This is a genomic window from Methylobacterium sp. J-076, assembly GCF_022829405.1.
Lineage (GTDB): Bacteria > Pseudomonadota > Alphaproteobacteria > Rhizobiales > Beijerinckiaceae > Methylobacterium.
Window position 1 is genome coordinate 93,759 of record NZ_JAKSXW010000149.1, and the last position, 26,541, is coordinate 120,299.

General features: G+C 71.2%; 22 protein-coding genes. 12 read left to right on the forward strand and 10 right to left on the reverse strand.

Features of this window, described 5'->3' with window-relative positions; genetic code table 11:
- Nucleotides 1–48: 48 nt before the first annotated feature.
- The 3 genes from secG to tpiA all read right to left on the reverse strand — a co-directional run bounded on the left by secG (nucleotide 49) and on the right by tpiA (nucleotide 2,472).
- Complete coding sequence (gene secG, locus MKK53_RS22630) at nucleotides 49–462, reverse strand: preprotein translocase subunit SecG (RefSeq protein ID WP_243931021.1); 414 nt, start codon at nucleotides 460–462, stop codon at nucleotides 49–51.
- Between the two features lie 143 nt (nucleotides 463–605).
- Nucleotides 606–1,523 carry a polyphosphate kinase 2 gene (ppk2, locus tag MKK53_RS22635; RefSeq protein ID WP_243931023.1) on the reverse strand — a complete coding sequence of 306 codons (918 nt, stop codon included), beginning with the start codon at nucleotides 1,521–1,523 and terminating at the stop codon, nucleotides 606–608.
- A gap of 187 nt (nucleotides 1,524–1,710) precedes the next feature.
- Nucleotides 1,711–2,472: a triose-phosphate isomerase gene (gene tpiA, locus MKK53_RS22640; RefSeq protein ID WP_243931025.1), complete on the reverse strand. Its 762-nt coding sequence runs from the start codon at nucleotides 2,470–2,472 to the stop codon at nucleotides 1,711–1,713.
- Nucleotides 2,473–2,689: 217 nt separating this feature from the next.
- Here tpiA and MKK53_RS22645 point away from each other — a divergent pair, with 217 nt between their 5' ends.
- The 7 genes from MKK53_RS22645 to glp all read left to right on the forward strand — a co-directional run bounded on the left by MKK53_RS22645 (nucleotide 2,690) and on the right by glp (nucleotide 10,566).
- On the forward strand, nucleotides 2,690–4,591 hold the full coding sequence (locus MKK53_RS22645; RefSeq protein ID WP_243931027.1) for a peptidylprolyl isomerase: 1,902 nt from the start codon (nucleotides 2,690–2,692) through the stop codon (nucleotides 4,589–4,591).
- Nucleotides 4,591–6,111 carry an anthranilate synthase component I gene (gene trpE, locus MKK53_RS22650; protein ID WP_243931029.1) on the forward strand — a complete coding sequence of 507 codons (1,521 nt, stop codon included), beginning with the start codon at nucleotides 4,591–4,593 and terminating at the stop codon, nucleotides 6,109–6,111. Before MKK53_RS22645 ends, trpE begins: the two co-directional genes overlap by 1 nt.
- 188 nt (nucleotides 6,112–6,299) lie before the next feature.
- The gene (locus tag MKK53_RS22655) at nucleotides 6,300–6,914 is read left to right on the forward strand and encodes an anthranilate synthase component II (RefSeq protein ID WP_243931031.1); all 615 of its coding nucleotides are present in this window, start codon (nucleotides 6,300–6,302) and stop codon (nucleotides 6,912–6,914) included.
- A 32-nt stretch (nucleotides 6,915–6,946) separates the two neighbouring features.
- The gene (trpD, locus tag MKK53_RS22660) at nucleotides 6,947–7,984 is read left to right on the forward strand and encodes an anthranilate phosphoribosyltransferase (protein WP_243931033.1); all 1,038 of its coding nucleotides are present in this window, start codon (nucleotides 6,947–6,949) and stop codon (nucleotides 7,982–7,984) included.
- On the forward strand, nucleotides 7,981–8,844 hold the full coding sequence (gene trpC, locus MKK53_RS22665; protein ID WP_243931036.1) for an indole-3-glycerol phosphate synthase TrpC: 864 nt from the start codon (nucleotides 7,981–7,983) through the stop codon (nucleotides 8,842–8,844). The genes trpD and trpC overlap by 4 nt, the downstream gene beginning before the upstream one ends.
- Entirely contained in the window at nucleotides 8,841–9,326 is a 486-nt protein-coding gene (gene moaC / locus MKK53_RS22670) for a cyclic pyranopterin monophosphate synthase MoaC (protein WP_243931038.1), read from the forward strand. Before trpC ends, moaC begins: the two co-directional genes overlap by 4 nt.
- Before the next feature lie 10 nt (nucleotides 9,327–9,336).
- Nucleotides 9,337–10,566 (forward strand): gephyrin-like molybdotransferase Glp, encoded by a 1,230-nt coding sequence (glp, locus tag MKK53_RS22675; protein ID WP_243931040.1) that lies wholly within the window; start codon nucleotides 9,337–9,339, stop codon nucleotides 10,564–10,566.
- A gap of 36 nt (nucleotides 10,567–10,602) precedes the next feature.
- On the opposite strand, the gene MKK53_RS22680 is transcribed toward glp, so the two are convergent.
- On the reverse strand, nucleotides 10,603–12,363 hold the full coding sequence (locus MKK53_RS22680) for a hypothetical protein (RefSeq protein WP_243931042.1): 1,761 nt from the start codon (nucleotides 12,361–12,363) through the stop codon (nucleotides 10,603–10,605).
- Nucleotides 12,364–12,474: 111 nt separating this feature from the next.
- Between MKK53_RS22680 and MKK53_RS22685 the strand changes: the two genes are divergently transcribed.
- The 4 genes from MKK53_RS22685 to MKK53_RS22700 all read left to right on the forward strand — a co-directional run bounded on the left by MKK53_RS22685 (nucleotide 12,475) and on the right by MKK53_RS22700 (nucleotide 18,693).
- Entirely contained in the window at nucleotides 12,475–13,671 is a 1,197-nt protein-coding gene (locus MKK53_RS22685; protein ID WP_243931044.1) for a glycosyltransferase family 87 protein, read from the forward strand.
- Nucleotides 13,672–13,703: 32 nt separating this feature from the next.
- The gene (locus MKK53_RS22690) at nucleotides 13,704–14,735 is read left to right on the forward strand and encodes an NAD-dependent epimerase/dehydratase family protein (RefSeq protein ID WP_243931046.1); all 1,032 of its coding nucleotides are present in this window, start codon (nucleotides 13,704–13,706) and stop codon (nucleotides 14,733–14,735) included.
- Nucleotides 14,736–14,816: 81 nt separating this feature from the next.
- On the forward strand, nucleotides 14,817–16,319 hold the full coding sequence (locus MKK53_RS22695; protein ID WP_243931048.1) for an NAD(P)/FAD-dependent oxidoreductase: 1,503 nt from the start codon (nucleotides 14,817–14,819) through the stop codon (nucleotides 16,317–16,319).
- Nucleotides 16,320–16,581: 262 nt separating this feature from the next.
- On the forward strand, nucleotides 16,582–18,693 hold the full coding sequence (locus MKK53_RS22700) for an ABC transporter ATP-binding protein/permease (protein ID WP_243931053.1): 2,112 nt from the start codon (nucleotides 16,582–16,584) through the stop codon (nucleotides 18,691–18,693).
- A 57-nt stretch (nucleotides 18,694–18,750) separates the two neighbouring features.
- Here the strand turns inward: MKK53_RS22700 and eda are convergent, their stop codons facing one another.
- The 3 genes from eda to MKK53_RS22715 all read right to left on the reverse strand — a co-directional run bounded on the left by eda (nucleotide 18,751) and on the right by MKK53_RS22715 (nucleotide 22,628).
- On the reverse strand, nucleotides 18,751–19,377 hold the full coding sequence (gene eda / locus MKK53_RS22705; protein ID WP_243931055.1) for a bifunctional 4-hydroxy-2-oxoglutarate aldolase/2-dehydro-3-deoxy-phosphogluconate aldolase: 627 nt from the start codon (nucleotides 19,375–19,377) through the stop codon (nucleotides 18,751–18,753).
- 82 nt (nucleotides 19,378–19,459) lie between these two features.
- Nucleotides 19,460–21,283: a phosphogluconate dehydratase gene (edd, locus tag MKK53_RS22710; RefSeq protein WP_243931057.1), complete on the reverse strand. Its 1,824-nt coding sequence runs from the start codon at nucleotides 21,281–21,283 to the stop codon at nucleotides 19,460–19,462.
- Between the two features lie 235 nt (nucleotides 21,284–21,518).
- Nucleotides 21,519–22,628 carry a type II asparaginase gene (locus MKK53_RS22715; RefSeq protein ID WP_243931059.1) on the reverse strand — a complete coding sequence of 370 codons (1,110 nt, stop codon included), beginning with the start codon at nucleotides 22,626–22,628 and terminating at the stop codon, nucleotides 21,519–21,521.
- Between the two features lie 138 nt (nucleotides 22,629–22,766).
- Here MKK53_RS22715 and MKK53_RS22720 point away from each other — a divergent pair, with 138 nt between their 5' ends.
- Nucleotides 22,767–22,973 (forward strand): hypothetical protein, encoded by a 207-nt coding sequence (locus tag MKK53_RS22720; protein WP_243931061.1) that lies wholly within the window; start codon nucleotides 22,767–22,769, stop codon nucleotides 22,971–22,973.
- Nucleotides 22,974–23,005: 32 nt separating this feature from the next.
- Here the strand turns inward: MKK53_RS22720 and MKK53_RS22725 are convergent, their stop codons facing one another.
- Genes MKK53_RS22725 through MKK53_RS22735 form a run of 3 tightly spaced genes read right to left on the reverse strand, consistent with a single transcriptional unit; the run spans nucleotide 23,006 to nucleotide 26,518 of the window.
- Nucleotides 23,006–23,929: a DMT family transporter gene (locus tag MKK53_RS22725; RefSeq protein ID WP_243931063.1), complete on the reverse strand. Its 924-nt coding sequence runs from the start codon at nucleotides 23,927–23,929 to the stop codon at nucleotides 23,006–23,008.
- A 30-nt stretch (nucleotides 23,930–23,959) separates the two neighbouring features.
- Nucleotides 23,960–25,222: an arsenic transporter gene (locus MKK53_RS22730; protein WP_243931065.1), complete on the reverse strand. Its 1,263-nt coding sequence runs from the start codon at nucleotides 25,220–25,222 to the stop codon at nucleotides 23,960–23,962.
- A 39-nt stretch (nucleotides 25,223–25,261) separates the two neighbouring features.
- The gene (locus MKK53_RS22735; RefSeq protein ID WP_243931067.1) at nucleotides 25,262–26,518 is read right to left on the reverse strand and encodes a metallophosphoesterase family protein; all 1,257 of its coding nucleotides are present in this window, start codon (nucleotides 26,516–26,518) and stop codon (nucleotides 25,262–25,264) included.
- Nucleotides 26,519–26,541: the final 23 nt, after the last annotated feature.

Consider the following 26,541-nt stretch of genomic DNA (forward strand, 5'->3'; position numbering starts at 1 on the left):
TGCGACAGTCAGACGGGGCGCGGGCCGTCGCCGGCCCGCGGGTGAGGATCAGCGCGATTGCGGCGCAGAGGGCACGCCCGTCTCGGGGGCGGGCTGGGCCGGCGCCGTTTCCGGCGTGCGGTCCTGCGCCTTGCGCAGCGTGTCGAGGAGGTTGTCGGCCCCGGCCGGGGCGTTGCCGGCCGGCTTGCCCGGCGCGGCCGCGCCCGTGTCGAGGATCGACTTCGGGGCCGCCGAGCGGTGCGACATCACGGCGAGCGTCAAGCTCGTGGCGAAGAACAGGGCGGCGAGGATCGCCGTCGCCCGCGTCAGGGCATTGGCTTGGCCCCTGCCGGTCATGAACCCGCCGACGCCGCCGCCGCCTCCACCGCCGAGGCCGAGGCCGCCTTCAGAGCGCTGGAGCAGCACGACGCCGATCAGCGAGAGGACGATGAGGAGGTGAACGACGATCAGGACGGTCTGCATCGGGGATCCGGTCTTCGCGCGCCCGCGCCGACCGGGTCAGGTCTCGGCATGGGCGCCGGGCGGCGTCCGGCGCCGCTCCAACGAGGTGCCCCGGGCCATACACCATGCGGCGCCATGCGCCAACCGCGCCCGTTCCATCGGGATCAGTAGCGGTCCGGCACATGCATCTCCGCCGGGATCGGCGCGCGGATGTAGTCGGCGTGCCGCACCCGTGCGGGCAGGTGGACGGGGTCGTGCTCGATGTCGCCGTAGGGGACCTGCTCCAGCAGGTGGCGGATGCAGTTCAGCCGCGCCCGCTTCTTGTCCACCGCCTCCACCACCCACCACGGGGCCTCCGGGATGTGGGTGCGGGCCAGCATGTCCTCCTTGGCGCGGGTGTAATCCTCCCAGCGCCGCCGCGATTCGACGTCCATCGGCGAGAGCTTCCACTGCTTCAGCGGGTCCATGATCCGCATGTTGAAGCGCAGGGCCTGCTCCTCGTCGGTGATGGAGAACCAGTATTTCAGGAGTACGATGCCCGAGCGCACCAGCATGCGCTCGAACTCCGGCACCGAGCGGAAGAACTCCTCCACGTCGCCCTCGGTGCAGAAGCCCATCACCCGCTCGACGCCGGCGCGGTTGTACCAGGAGCGGTCGAACAGCACGATCTCGCCGGCGGCCGGCAGGTGCGAGACGTAGCGCTGGAAGTACCATTGCGTCCGCTCGCGCTCGCTCGGCGCGGGCAGCGCCGCGACGCGGCAGACGCGGGGGTTAAGCCGCTGGGTGATGCGCTTGATCACCCCGCCCTTGCCGGCCGAATCACGGCCCTCGAAGATCACGACGACGCGCAGCTTGTGGTGCTGCACCCAGTCCTGCAGGCGGACCAGCTCGTGCTGCAGGCGCAGCAGCTCGCGGAAGTAGAACCGCCGGTCGAGTTCCTTGTGGCGGCCGGGGATGCCCTCGATCGAGTCGAGCCGGCCATCCTCCAGATCCTGTTCCAGCTCCTCGTCGTAGCTGTCCATGATCTCGCGGCGGATCATCTCCACCAACGCGGCGGGGGCGGCACTCAGATCCTCGGACATGTGTCTCTTTCGGTCGGGACTCTCCCGGCCTCAAGACCAACTGAGTGTGACAGCCATGCGAAGGCCGGGGGCGCCCGTGGACGTTCCCGCCACGCCGTTGCGAGGGCGGCGGCGGAAACCGGGGCCGTGGGACCCTCGCCGCCACGTCGCGCACCCCGGAATCGTGTCGCCCCGGGCCTTGCGCGAATCAGGCGTAGGCCGCGCAGATCCCCAGGAAATCCTCGGCCACGAGGCTCGCCCCGCCGACCAGGGCGCCATCGACGTTCTCGACCGAGAGGAGCTCGCGGGCGTTGCCGGGCTTCACCGAGCCGCCGTAGAGGATGCGGATCCTGTGCGCTTCCTCGCCGGCCAGCTTGTCGAGCATGTCGCGCAGCGAGGCGTGGACTTCGGCGATGTCCTTCGGCGTGGGCGTCCGCCCGCTGCCGATGGCCCAGACCGGCTCGTACGCGATCACCGTATCCGCCGCCGTCGCGCCCTTCGGCAGGCCGATGGCGAGCTGCGCGCGGACGATGTCGAGGGCGCGGCCCTGCTCGCGCTCCTCGATGGTCTCGCCGACGCAGATGATGCCGCACAGGCCCGCCCGCCGGGCGCCCAGCGCCTTGGCGTGCACGCCGTCATCGGTCTCGTGATGGTAGGCGCGCCGCTCGGAATGGCCGACGATCACGTATTTGGCCCCGAGGTCGGCCAGCATCTCGGCCGAGATCGAGCCCGTGAAGGCGCCGTTGGCGCGGGCGTGCAGGTTCTGCCCACCGATGGCGATGGACGAGCCATAGGCCGCCGCGACGCAGGACCCGATCAGGGTCGAAGGAGGGCAGATCAACACATCGATCCGGGCGGAGAGATCGGGCGACAGGCCGTCGCGGATCTGCTCAACCACCGCGATCGAAGACCGCGTGCCGTTCATCTTCCAGTTGCCGGCGACCAGGGGCCGCCGCCCGCCCTGCGTCATCCCACGCCCCGCTCTGTCAACATTCGGTGATCTGGCGGCCGTACCAGAGCAAGCTTGGGCGCGCAAACCGTCCGGGTGCCAATTCGGCCCGGCTGTCCGCGGAACCGCGGGGGGCAAGGGTCACGGGCCGGGCCGCCCAGCCTTTGCCTCCTCGCCCGAATGGGCTATCGCGAGGCGCGACACAGCTTTTCCCCCATCGGCGTTTCCAAGACACACCATGCTGCAGGGCATCCGCGCCGCCTCCGAGCACTGGCTCGGCAAGATCGTTCTGGCGATCATCTTCTCGCTGCTGTTGTTCGGCATCGGCATCTACGGCGTGGAGGATCTGATCCGCGGCGGGGGGAGCAACGCGGTCGCCACGGTCGGCAGCACGCAGATCTCGACCGAGCAGGTCCGGCACGCCTACCAGAACCAGCTCGAGCGCTATCAGGTGCAGCTGAAGCGCGCCCTGTCGCCGGAGCAGGCGCGGGCGCTCGGCCTCGACCGGCAGGTGATGTCGCAGCTCATCACCGAGGCAGCCCTGGACCAGAAGACGCGCGACCTCGGCCTCGCCGTGCCGGACAGCGCCGTGCTCCGGGCGATCCACGAGGAGAAGTCGTTCCAGAACGCCCAGGGCGCCTTCGACCCGCAGCTGTTCTACCAGACCCTCCAGCGTGCCGGCCTCAACGAGTCGCGCTTCGTGCAGGAGCAGCGCGCGGTGATCGCCCGCATCCAGCTGGCGGAGGCGGTCTCCGGCGGCCTCACGGTGCCCGTCGCCCTGCGCGAGGCGGTCCACCGCTACACGACGGAGCGTCGGGCGGTCTCCTACCTGTTCCTCACCCCCTCCGATGCGGGGCAGATCCCCGAGCCGGCCGAGGATGAGCTGAAGACGTGGTACGAGGCGAACAAGGACCGTTTTCGCGCCCCGGAATACCGGGCCGTGAACGTCCTCGTGCTCGATCCCGAGGCGGTCGCGCGGTCCGAGACGGTGAGCGACGAGGACGCGCGCAAGGCCTACGACCTCAACAAGGCCCGGTACGGGATGCCGGAGAAGCGCACCATCGAGCAGATCGTCTTCCCCGATGCCGCCGCCGCCGCGGCCGCGCGCAAGGAGATCCAGGACGGGGCGAAATCCTTCGAGCAGATCGCCGAGGCCCGCGGGACCAGCGGCCAGGAACTGACGCTCGGCACGCTGTCCCGCGACGAGCTGTTCGACAAGGCCGTGGCCGATGCCGCCTTCGCCCTTCCGGAGGGCGGGGTGAGCGAGCCGGTGAAGGGCCAGTTCGGCGAGGTGCTGCTGCGGGTCACGAAGATCGCCCCCGGCACGGTCAAGCCGTTCGAGGAGGTCGCCGGGGAGATCCGCAAGTCGCTCGCCCTGCAGCGGTCGCGCGACAGGATCGACGACATCCGCGACGCCATCGAGGATCAGCGCGCGGGGGCCAAGCCGCTGGCGGACATCGCGGCCGAGCGCAAGCTCGCCCTCGTGGCGGTGCAGGCGGTGGATGCCCAGGGCAAGGCGCCCGACGGCCACGGCGTCGCCGGCATCCCCGATGCGGACACCACCCTGCCGGCCGCGTTCCGCGCCGAGGTCGGTGGCGACAACGAGCCCCTGCGGACCAAGTCCGGCGGCTACATCTGGTACGACGTGGCCAGGATCGACCCGCCGCACGACAAGCCGTTCGAGGAGGTCAAGGACGCGGTGAAGGCCGGCTGGACCGCAGCCGAAACCGCCAAGCGCCTCCAGGCCAAGGGCCGGGAGCTGGTGGAGAAGCTCGACAAGGGCGAGACCATCGAGGCCGCGGCCAAGGATGTCGGCGTCAACCCGCAGGAGACGTCGGACCTCGGCCGCAACCAGCCCAAGGACATGCTCACCGCCGACGTGGTGAACCTCATCTTCGCGACGCCGGTCGGGAAGGCGGGCAGCGCGGCCTCGAACGACTCGCGGGCGGTGTTCAAGGTGACGGCGGCGACCGTGCCCGCCTTCGTGCCCGACAGCCCCAGCGACAAGACGGTGACGCAGAACTTCCAGTCGGCCATCGCCGACGACGTGCTCACCCAGTACATCGCCGAGGTGCAGAAGAACGCGGGCGTGAAGGTCGACCAGGCGGCGCTGCGCAAGGTCTTCGGCGGCGAGTACTGATGTCCGACCTGCCCGACTTCGACGCCTTCCGCGCGGCCTACGAGGCCGGGCGGCCGAGCCTCCTCGAGATCGCCCTCGTGGCCGACCTCGAGACGCCGGTCGCCGCGTTCCTGAAGCTGCGCGCCCGGCATCCGGGCCCGGCCTTCCTCCTCGAATCGGTCGAGGGCGGTGCGGTGCGTGGGCGCTACTCGATGATCGGGCTCGACCCAGACCTGATCTGGCGCTGCCGGGACGGCGCGGCCTCCCTCGCCCGCCAGCCCGATTTGACGCAGTTCACCCCCGATGCGGCGCACCCACTGGCGAGCCTGCGGACGCTGATCGCGCAGAGCGCCATCGGCGCGGATGACGGGCGTGACCTGCCACCCATGGCGGCGGGGCTGTTCGGCTATCTCGGCTACGACATGGTCCGGGCCATGGAGCGCCTGCCCGCGCCCAACCCCGACCCGCTCGGCGTGCCGGACGCGATCCTCCTGCGCCCCCGGCTGATGGTGGTGTTCGATTCGATCCGCGACGTCATCACCGTCGTCACGCCCGTGCGCCCCGAAGGGGGCATCCCGGCGCGGGCGGCCTACGAGGCGGCCCTCGCGCGGATCGACGGGGTCGCCGCGGCCCTGGAGGAGCCCCTGCCGATCGAGGCCCGGGTGGACCTCTCGACGGTCGCTGCGCCGGAGCCGGTCTCCAACACCTCGCCGGAGGCATTCGCCGGCATGGTCGCCCGGGCGAAGGAGTACATCGTCGCCGGGGACGTGTTCCAGGTGGTGCTGTCGCAGCGCTTCGAGGCGCCGTTCACCCTGCCGGCCTTCGCCCTCTACCGCTCCCTGCGGCGGACCAACCCGGCACCCTTCCTGTGCTACCTCGATTTCGAGGACTTCCAGATCGTCTGCTCCTCGCCGGAGATCCTGGTGCGGGTCCGGGAGGGCGTCGTGACCGTCCGCCCCATCGCCGGCACCCGCCGCCGGGGCGCGACCCCGGCCGAGGACCGGGCGCTCGCCGACGAGCTGCTGGCCGACCCGAAGGAGCGGGCCGAGCACCTGATGCTCCTCGACCTCGGCCGCAACGATGCGGGCCGGGTCTCGCGGATCGGCAGCGTGCGCGTCACGGACCAGTTCTTCATCGAGCGCTACAGCCAGGTGATGCACATCGTCTCGAACGTCGAGGGCGACCTCGACCCCCGGCACGATCCCCTCGACGCGCTGGCGGCGGGTTTCCCGGCGGGCACCGTCTCCGGGGCACCGAAGGTGCGGGCGATGGAGATCATCGACGAGCTGGAAGGGCAGAAGCGCGGCCCCTATGCCGGCTGCATCGGCTATTTCGGCGCGGGCGGAGAGATGGACACCTGCATCGTGCTCCGCACGGCGGTGGTGAAGGACGGGCGGATGCACGTCCAGGCGGGGGCAGGCATCGTCTACGATTCCGACCCCGCCTCCGAGCAGCAGGAGTGCATCAACAAGGCCAAGGCCCTGTTCCGCGCGGCGGAGGAGGCGGTGCGCTTCGCATCCCGGGCCAAGCGGGGGCAGTAGGGGGCGCTGTTCCCCACCGACATTTAAGCCCGTCATTCCGGGCTCTCGCCTGCGGCGAGCCCCGGGATGACGGAATGACGGGGGAAGGCGTGGTGGCGAGCGATCACCCCGCGCCACCCGACACTGCCCCCGCCAGTTGACCCCTCCGCCCCGAACCGCCACACCGCGGCAGGTTCCGGAAGTGCGCGATGCCCAAAGTCCTCGTCATCGACAATTACGACAGCTTCACCTTCAACCTCGTCCACCTGATCGGGCCGCTGTGCGATTCCATCGAGGTGGCCCGGAACGACGCCCTCACGGTCGCCGACATCCGGGAGAAGGCGCCCGATGCGGTGGTGCTGTCGCCGGGGCCCTGCAGCCCCAACGAGGCCGGCATCTGCCTCGACGTGGTGCGCGACCTCGCGGGCGAGATCCCGATCTTCGGCGTCTGCCTCGGCCTCCAGGCCATCGGGCAGGCCTTCGGCGGCGATGTGGTGCGGGCGCCCGTGCCGCTCCACGGCAAGGTCTCCACCATCCGCCACGGGGCGAGCGGCCTGTTCCGCGGGATCAACGACAGCTTCGAGGCGACCCGCTACCACTCGCTGGTCGTGGACCGGGCGACCTGCCCGGCCGCCCTCAGCGTCACCGCCGAGACGGACGGGCTGATCATGGGGCTCCAGCACACCGAGCTGCCGGTGCACGGGGTGCAGTTCCACCCGGAGAGCATCCGCTCCCAGCACGGCGCCGAAATCGTGAAGAACTTCCTCGATCTGGCAAAGGCTTGGAACGCGGGGCGTGACAGGCAGGGCGCCGACGTGCATTGACGCCGCCGGCCCCGCTTCCCGCGACGAACCCGATGGACAGCTTCAGACCGCTCCTCGCCAAGGTCGCCGGGGGCCAGACCCTCGGGCGTGCCGAGGCGCGCGCGGCCTTCGACCTGTTGCTGTCGGGGGATGTTACGCCCGTCCAGGCCGCCGCGTTCCTCACCGCCCTGAAGATGCGCGGCGAGGCGATCGAGGAGATCGTCGGCGCCGCCGAGGCGATGCGGGCGCGCATGGTCCGCGTGAGCGCCCCCGAGGGGGCGGTGGACGTGGTCGGAACCGGGGGCGACCATTCCGGCAGCGTCAACGTCTCGACGCTCGCGGCCATCCTCGTGGCGGCCTGCGGCGTGCCGGTGGCCAAGCACGGCAACCGCGCCGCCACCTCGCGCTCCGGTGCCGCCGACGTGCTCGCGGCGCTGGGCGTCGCCCTGGGTCTCGATCCCGCGGGGCAGGAGCGGTGCCTCGCCGAGGCCGGCCTGTGCTTCCTCTTCGCCCAGACCCACCACGGCGCCATGCGCCACGTCGCGCCCGTGCGGGCCGAACTGCCGGTGCGGACGATCTTCAACCTGCTCGGCCCCCTGTGCAATCCGGCCGGCGTCACGCGCCAGCTCTTCGGCGTCGCGGATGGCGCCCGTGCCGAGCCCCTGACCCGCGTGCTGGCCGAGCTTGGCAGCCGCCGGGTCTGGACGGTGCATGGCTCGGACGGTCTCGATGAGATCACCGTCACCGGGCCGACCGGCGTCGTCGCCCTGGACGAGGGGCGGATCGAGCGGTTCACCATCGATCCCCGGGATCTCGGCCTGACGCTGTGGGCCCCCGAAGAGCTGCGCGGCGGTGACCCTGCCCACAACGCCCAGGCGCTTGACGCGGTGCTCGCGGGCGCGCGGAACGCCTATCGCGACATCGCGGTCATCAACGCGGGGGCGGCCCTCGTCGTCGCGGGAGGCGCGCAGGCCCTGGCGGAAGGGGTCGGTCGGGCGCAGGATGCCATCGATTCCGGAGCAGGCCGCGCCACCCTCGCGCGGCTGGTCCGCGTCTCGCAGTCATGCTCGAACGGGCAGGAGAGCCGATGACCTCGCAGACGCATGAGGCTGCTCCCGAGGCGCCCGAACGGCCGAACGTCCTGGCGCGCATCGAGGCCTATAAGCGGCGGGAGATCGCCGAGGCCAAGCTGCGCGTGCCGCTGGCCAAGCTCGAGAAGAAGGTCGCGCAGGCCGATCCGCCCCGGGGCTTCGCCGCGGCGATCCGCGCCCATCTGGCCGAGGGGCGCACCGCCCTCATCGCCGAGGTGAAGAAGGCCTCCCCGTCCAAGGGCCTGATCCGCGCGGATTTCGATCCGGCCAAGCTCGCGGCCTCCTACGAGAAGGGCGGCGCCACCTGCCTGTCGGTGCTGACCGACGAGCCGTCCTTCCAGGGCAAGCCCGAATACCTCGTCGCCGCCAGGGAGGCGTGCCGCCTTCCCGTGCTGCGCAAGGATTTCATGTTCGAGCCCTATCAGGTCTACGAAGCCAGGGCCTGGGGGGCCGATTGCATCCTCGTCATCATGGCCTGCCTCGATGACGACGAGGCCACCGCGCTGGTGGAGACCGCCCACGAGCTCGGCATGGACGTGCTGGCCGAAGTGCACGACGAGGCCGAGCTGACCCGGGCGCTGCCCCTCGGCACCGCCCTGCTCGGCGTCAACAACCGCAACCTCAAGACCTTCGAAGTGTCCTTCGAGAACGCCCTCCGGCTGAAGCCCGGCATCCCCGAGGACCGCATCGCCGTGGCCGAGAGCGGCATCGGCAGCCATGCGGATGTGGAGCGCCTGGCCGCCCACGGCCTCGGCACGGTGCTGGTGGGCGAGAGCCTCATGCGCCAGGACGACGTGACGGCGGCGACCCGGGGGCTGATCTTCGGCGACGGCAAGGCGAAGGCGCGGGCGAAGGCATGAGCGGCGGCCTCACCCACCTGGATGCCGCCGGCGCGGCCAACATGGTCGACGTCACCGACAAACCCGCCACCACCCGCACCGCCCGCGCCGAGGGCTGCGTGGTGATGCTCCCGGCCACCCTCGCGCTGATCCGCGAGGGCGACGCCAAGAAGGGCGACGTGATCGGCACGGCGCGCCTCGCCGGCATCATGGCGGCCAAGCGCACCCATGAGCTGATCCCCCTCTGCCATCCTCTGCTGCTGTCGAAGGTGCGGGTGGAGTGCGAGGAGGACGCCTCCCTGCCGGGGCTGCGGATCACCGCCGAGGTGCGCGTCCAGGGGCCGACGGGGGTGGAGATGGAGGCGCTGACGGCGGTCTCCCTCGCCTGCCTCACGGTCTACGACATGGTGAAGGCCGTGGACCGCGGCATGCGGATCGACGGCATCCGCCTGCTCGCCAAGGATGGCGGGCGGTCGGGCGCCTACCGCGCGGACCAGCAGTGAGGCAGGGCCGATGAGCGGCTTGATCCCCGTCGCCGAGGCGCTGGCGCGAATCCTGGCGAGCGTCCGCCGGCCCGTCGAGTCCGAGACGGTGCGGCTGGCCCGCGCCGCCGGGCGCGTCCTGGCCGAGCCCGTCGTCTCGAACCGGACGCAGCCACCGTTCCCCGCCTCGGCCATGGACGGCTACGCCGTGCGGGCGGCCGACGCGGGAGCCGTGGGGGCGACGCTCAGGCTCGCCGGCACGAGCGCTGCGGGTCACGGGTTCTCCGGTACCCTCGGCCCCGGGGAGGCCGTGCGGATCTTCACCGGCGCCCCCGTCCCCGCGGGGGCCGACGCCATCCTGATCCAGGAGGATGCCGAGGCCGAGGGGGCCACCGTCCGGGTCCGCGAAGCGGTGGAGCCGGGCCGGTTCATCCGCCGGGAGGGGCTGGACTTCGCCTCGGGCCAGACCCTGCTCGCCGCGGGCCTGACCCTCGATGCGCGCCGCCTCGCCCTCGCCGCCGCGGCGGGGCACCCGTCCGTGTCCGTCCGCCGCCGGCCGCGGGTCGCGATCCTGGCGACCGGCGACGAGCTGGTGGAGCCCGGCGCCACGCCGGCTTGGGACCAGATCGTCGCCTCGAACAGCCTCGCCCTGGCCGCCCTCGTCGAGGAGGCGGGGGCCGACGCCATCGATCTCGGCATCGCGGCCGACGATCATGCCGCCCTGGAGGCGGCCTTCCGCCGGGCGCGGGAGGCGAAGGCCGACCTCCTGATCACCCTCGGCGGCGCCTCGGTGGGCGACCACGACCTCGTGCAGGCGGCCCTGGCCCGGGAGGGGCTGGAACTCGGTTTCTGGCGGGTTGCCCTGCGGCCGGGCAAGCCGCTGATGCACGGGCGCCTCGGCGACATGCTGGTGATCGGCCTGCCGGGAAACCCGGTCTCGTCCATCGTCTGCGGGCTGCTGTTCGTGGTCCCGGCGATCCGGGCCATGCTCGGCGATCCCCAGGCCGGCGCGGATCGGAGCGAGGCGGCGGTGCTGGGGCGCGATCTCCCGGCCAATGACGGGCGGGCGGATTACATGCGCGCGGGCCTCGCCGGGGAGGCGGGCCGGCTTCCGGTGGCCACCCCGGAGAACCGGCAGGATTCCTCGATGCTCGCCGTCCTCGGCCGCTCGGAGGCCCTGCTCATCCGCGCGCCGCACGAGCCCGCCGCCCGCGCGGGCGACCCCTGCCGGATCATCCGGCTCGACCGGCGGCTGGTCTGACCGGCTCCGGCGACGCGGCCGAGGGAAGCGCGGCCCTCAGCGCGCCACCCGCCAAACCATCAGCGGCCCCGGAACGGGCAGGGCTTCCAGCCACGTCGCCTGCGCCGTTTTGCGGATGAGCCGGGTGGCGAAGGCGGTCGATGCCTGGAGGTCGTCCGCCGGGCGGGTCGGGCAGGCCACGAGGTAGGCGACGCCACGGGCCGCCGTCGCCCGGCGAAGGTCGGACTCGGTGCCGCCGAAACCTTCGATCGCCGCGGCGATCTCCGGCACCGCCCGGTGGTAGGGCGCCGCCACGACCGAATGGGGCGTGTGAAGCAGGATCGCCGGACCCATGAAGATGGGGGCCAGCACCGTCCCCGGCGGCAGGGCGGCGAGCCCCCTGAGGGCTTCCTCGCCCAAGCACGCCGTGGCGCCCTGCGGGTCGGGGGCCGTGCGGGTCCAGGGCAGCAGCGTCTCACCCAGGACGGCGGGCGCGATCCATACGGTGCTGACGAGGCAGGCCGCGACCATGGCTTCGCCCCAGCGCCGGCTCCCCCGGCCCAGCACGCGGTCGATGTAGGCGCCCGCGACGAAGGGCACGAGCCCGCTGGCGACGTAGAGGCCCCGGAATTCCGCCAACCCGAGGATCAGGCCCGGCCACAGGAAGACGGCCGCCACCGCCCAGGCCCGGCCCCGCGGAGCGAACCGCGACGCCACGACGGTCGCGGCGACGAGGACGGGATAGAAGGCCAGCGCCTCCCACTGCCCGCGGGCGATGAACGTCCGGGCGCTCGTCATCTCGTTGACCTTGAGCAGCCAGTGCTCCCGGACCAGATCCGACATGCCCGTGAACGGCCCGGCGAGGCAGACCGGGAACGCCGCGGCGAACCCCGCCAGGACCAATGCCCCGAAGCCGGCGACGGCGGCGAGGCGCGCAGCCGGGCGGGTCGGCCGGCCGTCGAGGGCGGCGCAGCCGAGGGCCAGGACCAGGCCCGCGCCGGCCAGGAAGAGCCAGGGCGGCGAGAGGGCATCGCAGGCGGTGGTGCCCCAGCGGACCGGGGCGGTCTGCGCGGCGAAGAGCACCGGCGCGGTGATCCCCAGGCCGAGGCCGAAGCCGGTGAGGGTGGAGGACGCCCGCGGCCCGCGCCACACCCAGTCGCCGACGAGGAACAGGGCGCCGGCCGCCACGGAGGGCAGCCCTTCGAGCCCCACCGCGAGGGACGCCGCCGCCAGACCGCCGGCCGCGAGACCGGCCCTTCCGCCGCCGCGGATGATCGCGAGGGCGAGGCCGAGGACGATGGTGAGTTGCAGGCCGTGGTGGTCCACCCGCCCGGCGGCGAATTGCACCGTCACGCCCACGGTCTGCGTCGCCACGACCAGGGCGATGATGGCCGCCCGCCCGCCGAACGTCGCCCGCGCGCCACGGAACAGCACGAGCCCGTAGAGACAGAACAGCAGCGTCGGCCACAGGCAGGCGGCGATGCCGACGGCGGAGGCTCGCCCCGCCAGCGGCGTGAAGAGCAGGATCAGCCCGGCCAGGGGCGCGTCCACGAGGCGGGACCAATGGCTGAGGATGCCGCCGGGCGGTCCGAACCGGTGCTGGACGAGGTCGTACCAGCCCTGGCCGTCCACGAGGTCCAGGACCTCCACGAGGCGCATGGCATCGTCGGGGTCCGGCACCCGCAGGTGCTGGAGCGTGGCGAGGATGTCGGCCGGCGCGTTCATGGTCGCCAAGCCGAAGCCCGCGAGGAGCCAGAGCAGCGTCGCCGGGCGGATCCGTCTCGCGGGCCGGGCGGCCGGCAGGGCCTGATCCGGCATGGTCGAATGGCCTCCCCTCGGCCGGGCGGTGTCACGCCCCAGGAAGCACCGTTCGGTTAACCAATCGTCAGCCGATGCTGCCTAGGGTTGTGCGCACCTGGAGCCGACCCGATGCCCATGCCCACATTCCAGCGACGGGAGCTTGCGATCCTCGCTTGTGGCGGCGCCGTGTCGGCGCTCTCCTGGCTCGCGATGATCCCGTGGAACTTCCACGGCTGGATGATCGGCGCGCCGCTGGGCCGCGATTTCGTGAACTTCTGGATGGCGCCGCGCCTCGTCATGGCGGGGCTCGGGGCCGTGCTGGTCGATCTGCCGGCCTATGGCGAGGCGATCAAGGCCACCTTCGGGATCACCCGCGACCCCGGCCTGCTCTTCGTCTACCCGCCGCACGCCCTGCTGCTGTTCGCCCCCTTCGCCGCGCTCCCGTTCCTTCCGGCCGTGCTGCTCTGGACCGCGGCGAACCTCGCGGGTCTCGCCCTGGCGACCCGGCTCCTCCTCCGCGGGGCGCCCGCCGCTTGGCCGATCCTCGTCATCTGCCTGTCGCCCCCCGCCGTGGCGATGATGATGTATGGCCATTTCGGCGGCCTGCTCGCCCTGGCCACCACCGTCGCGCTGGTCGAGGCCGGGCGCCGCCCGGTGCTCGCCGGGCTATGCGTCGCCCTGCTGTCGATGAAGCCGCAATTCGCCTGCGCCATCGGGCTCATGCTGGTCCTCGCCGGGCACTGGCGCTGCCTCGCGGTGGGGGCCGCGGCGACGCTGGCCCTCGCCGCGCTGTCGGTGGGCCTTTTCGGCATCGAGGTGTGGCAGCGCTTCGTGACGATCACGATGCCGATGCAGAGCGCCATCGTCGCCGATTTCCACGCGAAGATGATCGAGACCGCGGTCACGGTCTATTTCGCCGCGCGCTATTCCGGCCTGCCGGCCTCCCTGGCCTGGGCGCTGCAAGGGGCGGTGAGCGCGGCCTGCCTCGCGTTCGGCGTCGCCGCCCTGCGGCGGGGGGCGCAGGAGCCCGGCGTACTCCTCGTCGTGATCCTCAGCGCCCTGGTCATGCAACCTTACGTCTCACACTACGACCTCGCCATCGCGGCGCCGGCCCTCGCCCTCGTGGTGCTCGGCCGGGCGCCGGGGGCGGCCCCCGCCACGGTGGCGGCGTGGATCCTGACGCCGATGGCCCGCATCCTCATCGTGTTCGACCTCCCCGTGCTCGGCGTGCTGGTGCCCGGCGCCCTGTTCGCGCAGGCCCTCCGCCTGTTCCGGCCGGAGGGCCTGGCCGCCCCCCGCCCCGCCGCCCTCGACGCGGCGGCCTGACACGACCGATTCCTCTCACCCGGCGAGCAAATATGGCACGCGTTCTCGTCACGGGCGGCTCGGGCTTCCTCGGGTCGCTCCTCGTCCGCCGCCTCCTCGATGACGGCCACGCCGTCACGAGCGTCGATCTCCTGCCCGCGACCTTCGCGGCGCCGGGCTTCACGCCCGTCGTCGGGGACATCCGCGACCGGGCCCTCCTCGACCGGCTGATGCCCGGCTGCGAGGGGGTCTTCCACTGCGCCGCCCTGCTCGCCCACGGCACGATCAAGCCGCGCGACCTCTGGGCCAGCAACGTCGAGGGCACCCGGGTGCTCGCCGCGGCGACGGCGGCGGCCGGCATCCGCAGCCTCGTCTACATCTCCAGCAACTGCCTCTGGGCCCGGGGCTTCGACCGCCCCGTGCGCGAGGACGACGCGCCCGCGCCCTGCGAGATCTACGGCGCCAGCAAACTCGAAGGCGAGCGCATCCTGGCGGGCCATGCGGGCGACTTCGCCACGACGATCATCCGCTCCCCGACGATCATCGACGAGGGACGGCTCGGCCTGCTCGCCATCCTGTTCGACTTCATCCGCGAGGGGCGGCGGGTGTGGCTCGTCGGCGAGGGGGGCAACCGCTACCAGTTCATCTACGCCAAGGACCTGATCGCGGCGATGCTGCTCGCGTGGCAGCGGACGGCCTCGGGCGTGTTCGGGATCGGCGCCGACGATGTCGGCTCGATGCGCGAGACCTTCGAGCACGTCATCGCCCATGCCGGCACGGGCGCCCGCACCGCCCATCTGCCCCTCCGGCCGACCCTGCTCGCCATGCGCGCGGCGCACGCGCTCAGGGTCTCGCCGCTCGGGCCTTACCACTACCGCATGATCGCCGAGAGCTTCGTGTTCGACACGAGCCGGATCAAGGCGGGGCTCCGCTGGCGGCCGACCCTGACCAACGGCGACATGCTGCTCGCCGCCTACCGCTACTACGTCGCCCACCGAGTGGAGATCGCCGCGCGCCGGGACGTGTCGGCCCACCGCCAGGCGGCGAACATGGGCGTGATCCGTGTGCTGAAGTGGGTTTCGTAGGAGCAGTGAAGTCTTAACCCTGCATGGACATTAATCAGTCCATCCCACGCAAACCCGGAGCGATTCGGGCCGGAGCGATTGATGAGCCACCACACCGAGACGCTGGTGATCGGAGCTGGACCCGCCGGTTTGACGGCGGCCTACCTGCTGTCGAAACACGGTCACGGGGTGACGGTGCTCGAGAGCGATCCCCGGCAGGTCGGTGGAATCTCCCGCACCGTCTCCCATAACGGCTACCTGTTCGATATCGGCGGCCACCGCTTCTTCTCGAAGTCGAAGGCCGTGGTGGACCTGTGGGACGAGATCCTTCCCAACGACTTCATCGAACGGCCGCGGCTCTCGCGCATCTTCTACAATGGGAAGTACTACGCCTATCCGCTCAAGGCGTTCGAGGCGCTGAAGAACCTCGGCGTGGCCACCAGCGTGGCCTGCGTCGCCTCCTACCTCTACGCCCGCGCCCGGCCGGTCAAAGAGCCCAAGAACTTCCATGACTGGGTGCGCAACCAGTTCGGCGAGCGCCTGTTCTCGATCTTCTTCAAGACCTACACCGAGAAGGTGTGGGGCCTGTCGTGCGACGCCATCTCCGCGGATTGGGCGGCGCAGCGCATCAAGGGGCTCGACCTCGGATCGGCGATTCGCGACGGGGTGAAGCGCTCGCTCGGCCTGCGTCGGCGCGCGAAGGCCGGCGGCCCTGTGATCAAGACGCTGATCGAATCGTTCCGATACCCCCGCCGCGGCCCCGGCATGATGTGGGAGGCCGCCGCCGCGAAGACCGAAGGCCAGGGCGGCCGCGTGCTCCTCGACCGGACGGTGGATTCCCTGAACTTCGATGCCAAGACCGGGCTCTGGACCGTCACGGCCCACCGCAGCGATGGCAGCCGCGAGACCTTCACGGCCCGGCACGTGGTGTCCTCGGCCCCGGTGCGGGAACTGGTCAACGCCATCCGCCCGCGCCCGCTCAGCACGTTCAACGCGCGGGCGCTGGCCTACCGCGACTTCATCACGGTGGCGCTCATCGCCAAGTCGGACAAGACCTTCCCCGACAACTGGATCTACATCCACGATCCGTCGGTGAAGGTCGGGCGGGTGCAGAACTTCCGGTCGTGGTCTCCGGAGATGATTCCCGACGAGGCCCATACCTGCCTCGGCCTCGAGTATTTCTGCTTCGAGGGCGACGGCCTGTGGACATCGCCCGACGAGGATCTCGTCGCCCTCGCCAAGGCGGAGATCGGCCGGATCGGCCTGATCGACCCGGCGGACGTGGTCGATGCCTGCGTGGTGCGCCAGCCGAAGGCGTATCCGGTCTACGACGAGGACTACGCGTCCCATGTCGCCACCGTGCGCCGGGAGCTGGAGCGGGACTACCCGACCCTGCACCTCGTCGGGCGCAACGGCATGCACAAGTACAACAACCAGGACCACGCCATGATGACGGCGATGCTGACGGTGGAGAACATCCGTGCCGGCGCCCGCCTCCACGACGTCTGGCGCGTCAACGAGGATGCCGAATACACCGAGGCCGGCGTGTCGGGGGCACAGGACGCCCTCGGCAGCGAGCGTCTGGTGCCGCGCAAGGTCGCCTGACCGGTCCGCCCGGGAGCGGCCCGCCGGGGGGACGCCGCACGGTCCCGGATTTCGCGGTCGCGCCGGCCGCGGATCCTCCGAGCGTTGTCTCGCCGCGCCGGCACGCACGCTTCGGTTGCCAGCGACAAATACGCCCGTCGTTCACCTGTCCGAAGTTTCACGCGACAGGGGCAAGCCCCGCCGCTATCTCGCCACGTCCCGCGCCCATGTGCGCGGGCCTCGGCCGTCCGTGACGGCCGGGGGAACGTCGAGGGAGATGCGTGTGGCGGCGATCAGGACCGGACTCGGTATCCAGGCCGTGGTGACCGCGCTGTGTGCGCTGATCCTCCTGGCCTTCCCGGGCGTGCCCAGCCCGCCCCTCTACGTCTCGCTCGCCGGCTTCGCGATGGCGGGCATCCTCATCGCCGCCAACCCGATCTCGGCCTACCTGAAGGTCTTCGTCTCGGTCTACGGCATCGGCTACCTGCTGCTGGCGGGGTCGCGGGCCCTGGCGGAGGCCGGCGTGCTTCCCCCCGTCCTCGCCGCCCTGCTGCCGCCGCCCTTCGCGGCCACCGGCGCCGTGGTCTTCGCGGCCATCGTGCTCGGTATCTCCTACGTCGAGCCGATCCGCGCCATCACCAGCATCGCCGACCCGTATTTCGCCAACCGCGACGCGCCGACCAAGGAGATCAGCCTGTTCCGCTGGTTCGGCAGCACCGAGGGGCGCATCGGGCGCAACCTCGTCGCCCTGTCGATCTTCGTGAACTTCGCCGACGTCGCCCTGACGCTGCGGTTCAACTTCTTCTACCGCGACATGTACAACTCCCTCCAGGAGTACAACGCGGAGGCGTTCTGGCACCAGCTGCTGTGGATCTTCGTGCCCCTGGCGGCGCTGAACATCGCCATCGGCATGTTCGACCTGTTCGTGGATTCGTCCCTGCTGATCCGCTGGCGGACATGGCTGACCCACAGCCTCACCGAGCGCTGGCTCGGGCAGGGCACCCATTACCGCATCCCCTTCACCGATGAGGAAGCGGACAACCCGGACCAGCGCATCCAGTCCGACGTGGACGCCTTCATCCGGCAGACGGCGAGCCTGTCGATCCGGCTGCTGAGCCAGGCGGCGCAGCTGGTCTCGTTCATCGTGATCCTCTGGACGATCTCCCGGGACTTCGTGCTGCCCTTCACCGACACGGTGGTGCCGGGCTTCCTCGTCTGGCTGGTCATCGCCTACGCCGTCGTCGGGACGTGGCTGACCCACCTGATCGGCCGCCCGCTGATCGGGCTGAACTTCCGCCAGGAGCGGGTCGAGGCCGACTTCCGCTTCTCGCTGGCCCGCACCCGCGTGTACTCGGAGCAGATCGCCCTGCTGCGCGGCGAGAAGGCGGAGGCGGGGCGCCTCGCCAGCCTGTTCCACCTCGTGGTGGGCAACTACACCCACATCATCTTCCGCCGGATCAAGCTGATCGCCTTCACCTTCAGCTACCGGCAGGCGAGCGTCATCTTCCCCTACCTGATCGCCGCGCCGTCGTTCTTCGCCAAGAAGATCACCCTCGGCGTCCTGCAACAGACCGGCAACGCCTTCGGGCAGGTGCAGACGTCCCTGTCGTTCTTCGTGGACGCCTACACGACGCTGGCCGCCTACAAGGCCAACACCATCCGTCTCGGCTCATTCCGCCGGGCCATGACCAAGGCCGAGGCCCTGGCCTCCCCCGGCGGCGGCCTCACCCAGGGCAACGGGACCACGGGCGATGTCACCGCCACCGGCCTCGCCCTGGCCCTGCCCGACGGGCGGGAGATCCTCACGGCCGACCAGTTGAACCTGACCAAGGGGGCGGCCACCCTGGTGACGGGGCCTTCGGGCTCGGGCAAGTCGACCCTGTTCCGGGCGATCGCCGGGATCTGGCCCTTCGGCCGCGGCCGGATCGACGTGCCGGCGGGTCAGTCGGCGCTGCTGCTGCCGCAGCGGCCCTACATTCCCCTCGGCACCCTGCGCGACGCGGTGGTCTACCCCAACGACCGCGCCCGGTTCTCGGACGACGAGATCCGTCAGGCCCTCGTGGACGCCCAGCTCCCCGCCCTGGTGGACCAGCTCGACGAGGACGACGTGTGGGAGCGGCGCCTCTCCGGCGGCGAGCAGCAGCGCCTCGCCATCGCCCGGGCGCTCCTGGCCAAGCCCGCATGGCTGTTCCTCGACGAGTCCACCGCGTCCCTGGACGAACCCTCCGAGGCGACGATCTACCGGATGCTGCGGGAGCGTCTGCCGGGGACGACCATCGTCTCCATCGGCCACCGCTCGACGCTCGAGGCGCTGCACGACCGGCGGATCGTGCTGGAGAAGGACGGCGACCGCGTCGTGCCCCGGGAGCAGAGGGCGGCCGTGCCGGCGGAATAACCCCGCCGCGTCATCGCCTCACGATACGCGCACCGACGATGACGGGAGGGGATGCGCTCACCCCTTTCGCAGGCCCGCCGCCGCCCGCGCCGCCGCCTTGATGGCCGCGCTGTCGGGTGCACCGGGCTTCACCACCCAGCTTCCCCCGACGCAGAGCACGGAGGGCAGCGCGAGCCAGTCCGGGGCGGTGGCCTCGGTGATGCCGCCGGTCGGGCAGAACCGCACCTGGCCGAACACCGCCGACTGCGCCTTCAGGGCCTTGATCCCGCCGGCCGCCTCGGCGGGGAAGAACTTGAACCGGTCGAGCCCGTGGTCCAGCCCGCGCATGATGTCGGCGGCGGTGGCGACCCCCGGCAGGTAGGGCACGCCGTTGGCCTTGGCCGCATCGGTGAGCGGCGCCGTGAGGCCGGGCGAGACGATGAATTCGGCCCCCGCCGCCAGGGCGGCCTCCAGATCGCGCGGATTGAGCACGGTGCCGGCGCCGACCACCGCCCCCTCGACCTCCGCCATGGCGCGGATGACGTCGAGGGCGGCGGGGGTGCGCAGGGTGACTTCGAGGGCGGTGAGCCCGCCCTTCACGAGGGCCTCGGCGATGGGCCGGGCCTGGGCCACATCCTCGATCACCAGAACCGGGATCACCGGCACGGAGCGCATCAGCGTGTCGATGCGGGCGGGTTGGTTCATGGCGGTCTCCCGGTGGGTCTCTGCAGTGGTCTTGGAGGCGCCCGCCATGGCCGGCGGGCTCGCCCGCGCCCGGCGCCCGCCCTCAGAGCCCCGCCGCGGCGAGCATGGCGGACGCGCCCTGCTCCGCCCCGTCGGCACCCGAGCGCATGAAGGCGAACAGCTCGCGGCCGGTGCCGGCCTTCGGTTTCGGGGCCGGAGCGCGGTCGCGGGCGGCGAACTCGCCCTCGTCCACCAGCACTTCCAGCCGGCCCTCGGGGGCTGAGAGGCGCACGATGTCGCCGTCGCGGATCTGCGCGATGGCTCCGCCGGCCAGCGCCTCCGGCGTCAGATGGATCGCCGCGGGCACCTTGCCCGAGGCGCCGGACATCCGCCCGTCCGTCACCAGGGCGACCTTGAAGCCCCGGTCCTGCAACACGCCGAGGGGCGGCGTGAGCTTGTGCAGCTCCGGCATCCCGTTGGCCCGGGGGCCCTGGAAGCGCACCACGACCACCACGTCCCGCTCCAGCTCGCCGGCCTTGAACGCCGCCAGGACCTCGTCCTGATCGGAGAACACCCGCGCCGGGGCCTCGATGATCTGGCGCTGCGCCTCGACGGCGCTGGTCTTGAACGTCGCCCGGCCGAGGTTCCCCCTCACGAGGCGCATCCCGCCATCGGCCTGGAACGGCCGGTCCGGCCGGCGGATCATCGTGTCGTCAAGGCTTTCGGGCACCGCGTCCTCGAACACCAATTCGTCGCCGGACAGCTTCGGGTCGCGGGCGTGGTCGCGCAGGGAGCCGCCGGCCACGGTGAGGATGTCGTCGTGCAGCATCCCCGCATCGAGGAGGGCGGCCATCACGAAGCTGATCCCGCCCGCGGCGTGGAAGTGGTTCACGTCCCCGGCGCCGTTCGGGTAGACCCGGCAGATCAGCGGGACCGCCGCCGAGAGCCGGTCGATGTCCTCCCAGTCGATCACGATGCCCGCCGCCCGGGCGATGGCCGGCAGGTGGATGGCATGGTTGGTCGAGCCGCCGGTGGCCAGGAGGCCGACGGTGGCGTTGACGATCGCCTTCTCGTCCACGCAGCGCCCCAGCGGCCGGTAGTCGTTGCCCGTGGCGCCGATTTCGGTGAGCCGGTGGATCGCCGCCCGGGTCACGGCCTGCCGCAGCTTCGTGCCGGGGTTGATGAACGAGGCGCCCGGCATGTGCAGGCCCATCATGTCCATCATCATCTGGTTCGAGTTGGCCGTGCCGTAGAACGTGCAGGTGCCGGCCCCGTGATAGGAGGCGGATTCGGATTCCAGCAGCTCCTCGCGGCCGACCTTGCCCTCGGCATAGAGCTGGCGGATCCGCACCTTCTCCTTGTTGGCGAGGCCCGAGGGCATCGGCCCGGCCGGGATCAGGATCGTCGGCAGGTGGCCGAAGCGCAGCGCCCCGATCAGCAGGCCGGGCACGATCTTGTCGCAGATGCCGAGCAGCGCCGCCCCGTCGAACATGCCGTGGCTGAGCGCCACCGCCGCCGACAGGGCGATGGTGTCCCGGGAGAACAGCGACAGCTCCATGCCGCGCTGCCCTTGCGTGACGCCGTCGCACATGGCCGGCGTGCCGCCCGCCACCTGCGCGGTGGCCCCGCGCTCCCGGGCGAAGACCTTGATCTGGTCGGGGTAGCGCCCGTACGGCTGATGGGCCGAGAGCATGTCGTTGTAGGCGGTGACGATGCCGATGTTCATCGACCGGCCGGCACGGATGGCCGCCTTGTCCTCCCCCGACGCCGCGAAACCGTGGGCGAGGTTGCCGCAGGCCAGGGTCGGGCGGTGGACACCCGAGTCCCGCTCCCGCTCGATCAGGTCGAGATAGGCGCGGCGGCTGTCCCGCGAGCGCGCGACGATCCGGGCGGTGACGGCCGCGACCTCGGGATGAAGCTCGGTCATGGGATGGTCTCCTGCGGCTTCCATTTCCGGGACTCTACCGCAGAATCCCCAGGGTGAAGACGCCCCCGTTCGACATGCCTGCACCGAGCGCGGAGCGCATGGGGGCGGCGGGCATCGCGGCGACCGGGTCCGGCACCAGCCCTCCCGGTCGAGGGGAGGGCCGCCTCAGGTGGAGAATTCGTCCCCCCCCACGCCGTCCCTCCCCCGCAAGCGGGGGAGGGGGACGGGCGGCGTCTCAGTATTCCCAGAAGATGCGCTGGAGTTCCTTCGTGTCGCTGGTCTTCGTCAGCGCGACGGCGGCGAGGATCTTGGCCTTCTGCGGGTTGAGGTCGTGGGAGACGACCCAATCGTACTTGTCGTCGGGCTGCTCGGCGTTGCGCACCACGTAGCCGTCCGGCACCCGGGCGGAGCGGATGATGAGGGTGCCCTTGGCGCGGATGTCCTTGAGTTTGTCCACGAGGTAGTCCGCCACCGAGCCGTTGCCGGTGCCGGCGTGGACGATCGCCTTGGCGCCGGCCTGGACCTCCGCATCGTACACGGCGGGGATCATGTTGCCCGACCCGTAGACGATCCCCACCAGCGGCAGGCTGTCGATCTGGTCGATGTCGAACTCGGAGCTGGTGTTGTGGCGCTTGGCCAGCGTCCGGTAGAAGTAGGTCTTGCCCTCCACCACCATGCCGAGGGGCCCCCACTGGCTGAAGAAGGCGCTGGGGACGACGTTGGTCCGCTTGGTCACGTCCCGACCGCTCTGGATGTAGTCGTTCATCGTCACGGTGACGCCCTTGCCGATGGCGTCCTTGCTGCCGGCCACCGTCACGGCGTCGAGGAGGTTCAGGGCCCCGTCGGCGGAGAGGGCGGTGGAGGGGCGCATGGAGCCCACCACGACGATCGGCTTGTCGCTCTTCACCACGAGGTCGAGGAAGAACGCGGTCTCCTCCAGGGTGTCGGTGCCGTGGGTGATGACCACGCCGTCGACGTCGTCCTGCTTGAGGAGCGCCGAGACGCGCTTGGCGAGCTCGACCAGCTTGGCGTCGGTGAAGCTCTCGGAGCCGATCTGGAAGGCCTGCTCGCCGCGCACGTTCGCGACGGTGGTGATCTGCGGCACGGCGGCGATGAGCTTGTCGACCGGCACCTTCGCGGAGGCGTAGCTCGCGCTGTTGGTGGCGTCGGCGCCGGCCCCGGCGATGGTGCCGCCGGTGGCGATGATCACCACGTTGGGCTTGCGCACCTCGGACGCCGCGGACGTCGCCGGCATGTCCTTGGCGCTGAGCGGCGCGGCATGGAGCCCCCAGGCGAGGGCCAGCGGCAGGGCCGCGGACCGGAGGAAGCGATGACGAAGCTGCATGAAGAATCCCCCGCGATACGCTTTCGCAGTGCGGTGATCGTAGCGACAGCTTGGCCTCTGGCAAGCCGTTCGCCCCCTCATGGATCGCGGTTCAAGGGGGAGGCGTTACTTCCGATTGTTTGTCGCGCGGAGGTTGCAATGCCGGACCGGTCCGACCTGATGGACGAATTGCAGCGCAGCGAGATCGCCCGGGAGGCGATGGCGCATCTGGAGGCCGCTCTGGCCCGCCGGAGCGACGACGAGCGCGGGGCCTTCTGGCGGGCGGTCGATCTCTACTATTTCTCCCGCAAGGCGCCGCCGGAGCCGGTGGCGGCCACCGGTCCCAGCGGCGCCAAGGCCGGGTAGGACGCGTCCCCCGCCCTCATGGGGCGTGCCGCTCAGAACACCGAGATCAGGACGATTCCGGCCACCATCACCGCCGCACCGAACAGGCGCGCCTTGCCCGCCCGCACCTGCTTCATGCCGAGCCAGCCGAAATGGTCGAGGGCGACGGAGGTGAGGAGGTTGGCGGTGATGAGCAGGCCGTTGAAGGCGCCCGCGCCCACCTTGTCCACGAACAGCAGCCCGGCGAACACCGCCACCGCCCCGGTGATGCCCGCGAGCGGCATCCACCAGCGCACGCCGGCGAGATCCTGCCGGGTCGGCAGCGGCGTGGGCCGCAGCAGGAAGATGAAGGCGAAGACGAACACCACCGGCACGAAGGAGACCGTGGCCGCGAGCCAGGGGTTCTCGAGGGCACCGCGCAGCTGCGCGTTCCACACGACGCCGATCGACATGAGGGCGCCCGCGACGATGATGAACGGGTAGAGCAGCTTGCCGGTGGTGCTGGATTCCTCGCCGCCGTCCTTCTTGCCGCCGGAGCGGGCGATGAAGACGACGCCGATGGCCATGAGCAAGCCGCCGAGCCAGGGCAGGGGCTTGAAGCCCGCGGCCTGGAGGCCGAACAAGCCGAACGCGTCCAGCGCCAGCGACGTGACGATGTTGGCCGTCAGCGTCAGGCCGTTGAAGGGCCCGGCGCCGACCTTGTCGATGAAGGCGAGCCCGCCGAACACCGCCACCGCGCCCGCCACGCCGCCGAGCGGCGCGTACCACGGCATCTTCCCGAGGGTGTCGAGGGTGGGGAGAGGCGTCGGCATGACGAAGAACAGCGTCGCGAACACGAAGACGATCGGCAGGAACGAGACCGTCGCCGCCAGCCAGGGGTTGACCATCTTGCCGCGCAGCTGCGCGTTCATGGAGTTGCCGAGCGCCTGCAGGCACCCCGCGACGATGATGAAGGGGTAGAGCAGGGTTGCAGTCACGCCGCGTGGTCTCCGCAGTTCAAGGGGGGGTCAGAGGTAGAGGAGGGCGGCCAGGGCGAGGATGAGGGCCGGAGGCATCACCAGCACGCCGAGCTTGAGGAAGGCGCCGAACGACACGTTCTGCCCCTCGCGGCGGATCGCCGTGAGCCAGAGGATCGTGGCCAGGGACCCCGTCACCGACAGGTTCGGGCCGATATCGACGCCGATCAGGATCGCCCCCGCCACCTTCTGGGAGACCTGGGCCGTCTGCACGGCCGCGCCGGCCAGCAGGCCCGCCGGGAGGTTGTTCACGAGGTTGGCGCCGACGGCGACCGCCGCGCCGCCCGCCCAGGCCGTCGCCGTCGGATCCCCGGCGGCATAGGACTTGAGGGTGTCGGCGAGCATCTTGAGGACGCCGGTCTTCTCCAGCGCCTCGACCAGCACGAACAGCCCGGCCACCAGGGGCAGCACGCTCCACGATACGTCCTTCACCACTTCGACGACGCCGCCGCGCTTGATGCCGAGTACCACGACGGCGGTGGCGAGGCCGGCGATGAAGGTCGGCAGGCCGAGCTCGATGCCGGCCGCCGAGGAACCGATCAGGGCCACGCCGGTGAGCACGATGCCGAGGCCGGCGACCTTGCCGCCGGTCTCCAGGGGTTTCGTCTCCACGTCAGTCTCGATCCCTTCCTTCAGCGACGAGGCCTGGGTGAGGCGAAGGACGATGTAGGTCGTCACGATCGCCAGGAGCGAGGGCAGGGCGAACAGGCGCAGCCACGTGCCAAGCGGCGGCATATTCTCGGCGAACACCACGAGGTTGGCCGGGTTCGAGATCGGCAGCACGAAGCTCGCCGCGTTGGCGATGAAGGCGCAGATGAACAGGTAGGGCAGCGGCTCGGCCTTGGCCGCCCGGGTGGCTGCGTAGACGGCCGGCGTCAGGACCACCGCGCAGGCGTCGTTGGAAAGGAACACGGTCACCACAGTGCCGACGACGTAGACGAGGAGGAAGAGGCGGGTCGCCGAGCCGTTGGCGGCGCGCACGGCGCGGCTGGCCAGCCAGTCGAACAGCCCTTCCTTCCGGGCGATCTCGGCGAGCAGCATCATGCCCACGAGGAACAGGTAGACGTCCGTCCCCTTGGCGACGCCGTCGAGGGCGACCTGCCAGGGCAGCAGGCCGAGCACGACGAGGAGGGCGGCGCCGAGCACCGCCCAGATCGCCTCCGGCCAGGAGAAGGGGCGGACGATCACGCCCAGGGTCGCCAGGGCGGCGATCCCCCAGGTCGCGAGGTTCGGTGTCAGCGTCAGGGCACCCATCGGGCAGGGGGTCTTTCGGTCAGAAGGAAAGGGAATCGATCACCAATCACGCCCGGCCCGGTTGGGGCCGAGCTGGTCGCCGCGCACGCCCTTCTCGAGCCACGCGCCGAGGCTGAACGCATCGCTGCCGGGTCGGGCCGGTCGCTGCGGGTCGAGGAAGACCCGCCCCACCGGCTCGATCACGTCGCGGTCGATGAAGTCTGGGCCGTAGCCCGGCCAACGGGGATGGACCGCCTCGACCTCGATGCTGCCCATGCCGAGGCTCCAGGGCACCGAGCCCGTGTAGAGTTGGCCGCCGGCCGGCGACATCTCGTGCCAAGCGCCTTCATCGACGCGGCACCGGCAGAGCACCGGGGTCTCGTCCGACAGCACGACCGCGCGGACCGTGAGGCGGCCGGCGGCGTCGGCGTAGACCGGCTGCGTGGCGAGGCGCCGGTCGGCCGGGCTGGTGATGAGAACGAAGGGCGCGGTCCGGTCCAGGGGCCGGAAACGCCAGCTCGCCTCGCCACCGTCGATGGCGCCGACCGCGTAGCCCACCGAGCCATCCTCGTTCTGCCCGACGGAGCGGGCCGCGGCGTAGGTGGTCCGCCCGTCATGGGCGAGCTCGTTGTAGTGGGTGTGGCCCATCTCCCCGAGCCGGACGCCCTCGCTCCAGAACAGGCCCGCGACCTCGGCCGCCTCCTTCTCCTCGAGATCGTCGGGGTAGGCGTGCATGAAGACGGCGCAGGTCTTCGCCTCGGCCCGGGCGCGCACCACCTCGTCGCTCAGCCACGCCATCTGGACGGGTCCGAGGCGGAAATCGAGGCCCTTGCCCTTCTGGCCGTAACCCGCGCTGATCATGTCGAGGAACAGGGCGCGCACCGGCCCGAAATCCTGGGCGAAGTAATATTGCGGGATGTCCTTCCGCTCGGGATCGACCCCCGCCCTGGCCGGCGGCTGGAAGAGCCTGTTCGTCACCGGCGGGTGCCGTTCGGCCATCACGCCCGCGTGGAAGGCGTGGAACTCGTCCATCGTGCCGTATTGCCGGTCGTGATCCCCGGGGATCAGAAGCAAGGGCAGGTGGGCGTGCTCCCCGAGGATCTCGGCGATCAGCGTGTACTCCCCGGCCGCCCCGTTCTCGGCGATGTCGCCGGGGAGGTAGACGAAATCGAAGCTGCCCTGCGGAAGCCCGGCGATCTGCCGGAAGATCGCCATGAGGTCCTGGTGGTGGCGCGCGTCGCGCACGGTCAGGTGCTGGTCGCCGACGTGCAGGAAGAGGAAGGGGCGGGTCTCCCCTCCCGGGATCGGTGCGCTCATGGCTCTCGTCCGATGCGGCGGGG

What these genes read in the sequence shown, in the direction of transcription:
- secG (WP_243931021.1), bottom strand. Translation starts at nt 462, where the DNA reads ATGCAGACCGTCCTGATCGTCGTTCACCTCCTCATCGTCCTCTCGCTG.
- ppk2 (WP_243931023.1), bottom strand. Translation starts at nt 1,523, where the DNA reads ATGTCCGAGGATCTGAGTGCCGCCCCCGCCGCGTTGGTGGAGATGATC.
- tpiA (WP_243931025.1), bottom strand. Translation starts at nt 2,472, where the DNA reads ATGACGCAGGGCGGGCGGCGGCCCCTGGTCGCCGGCAACTGGAAGATG.
- MKK53_RS22645 (WP_243931027.1), top strand. Translation starts at nt 2,690, where the DNA reads ATGCTGCAGGGCATCCGCGCCGCCTCCGAGCACTGGCTCGGCAAGATC.
- trpE (WP_243931029.1), top strand. Translation starts at nt 4,591, where the DNA reads ATGTCCGACCTGCCCGACTTCGACGCCTTCCGCGCGGCCTACGAGGCC.
- MKK53_RS22655 (WP_243931031.1), top strand. Translation starts at nt 6,300, where the DNA reads ATGCCCAAAGTCCTCGTCATCGACAATTACGACAGCTTCACCTTCAAC.
- trpD (WP_243931033.1), top strand. Translation starts at nt 6,947, where the DNA reads ATGGACAGCTTCAGACCGCTCCTCGCCAAGGTCGCCGGGGGCCAGACC.
- trpC (WP_243931036.1), top strand. Translation starts at nt 7,981, where the DNA reads ATGACCTCGCAGACGCATGAGGCTGCTCCCGAGGCGCCCGAACGGCCG.
- moaC (WP_243931038.1), top strand. Translation starts at nt 8,841, where the DNA reads ATGAGCGGCGGCCTCACCCACCTGGATGCCGCCGGCGCGGCCAACATG.
- glp (WP_243931040.1), top strand. Translation starts at nt 9,337, where the DNA reads ATGAGCGGCTTGATCCCCGTCGCCGAGGCGCTGGCGCGAATCCTGGCG.
- MKK53_RS22680 (WP_243931042.1), bottom strand. Translation starts at nt 12,363, where the DNA reads ATGCCGGATCAGGCCCTGCCGGCCGCCCGGCCCGCGAGACGGATCCGC.
- MKK53_RS22685 (WP_243931044.1), top strand. Translation starts at nt 12,475, where the DNA reads ATGCCCATGCCCACATTCCAGCGACGGGAGCTTGCGATCCTCGCTTGT.
- MKK53_RS22690 (WP_243931046.1), top strand. Translation starts at nt 13,704, where the DNA reads ATGGCACGCGTTCTCGTCACGGGCGGCTCGGGCTTCCTCGGGTCGCTC.
- MKK53_RS22695 (WP_243931048.1), top strand. Translation starts at nt 14,817, where the DNA reads ATGAGCCACCACACCGAGACGCTGGTGATCGGAGCTGGACCCGCCGGT.
- eda (WP_243931055.1), bottom strand. Translation starts at nt 19,377, where the DNA reads ATGAACCAACCCGCCCGCATCGACACGCTGATGCGCTCCGTGCCGGTG.
- edd (WP_243931057.1), bottom strand. Translation starts at nt 21,283, where the DNA reads ATGACCGAGCTTCATCCCGAGGTCGCGGCCGTCACCGCCCGGATCGTC.
- MKK53_RS22715 (WP_243931059.1), bottom strand. Translation starts at nt 22,628, where the DNA reads ATGCAGCTTCGTCATCGCTTCCTCCGGTCCGCGGCCCTGCCGCTGGCC.
- MKK53_RS22720 (WP_243931061.1), top strand. Translation starts at nt 22,767, where the DNA reads ATGCCGGACCGGTCCGACCTGATGGACGAATTGCAGCGCAGCGAGATC.
- MKK53_RS22730 (WP_243931065.1), bottom strand. Translation starts at nt 25,222, where the DNA reads ATGGGTGCCCTGACGCTGACACCGAACCTCGCGACCTGGGGGATCGCC.
- MKK53_RS22735 (WP_243931067.1), bottom strand. Translation starts at nt 26,518, where the DNA reads ATGAGCGCACCGATCCCGGGAGGGGAGACCCGCCCCTTCCTCTTCCTG.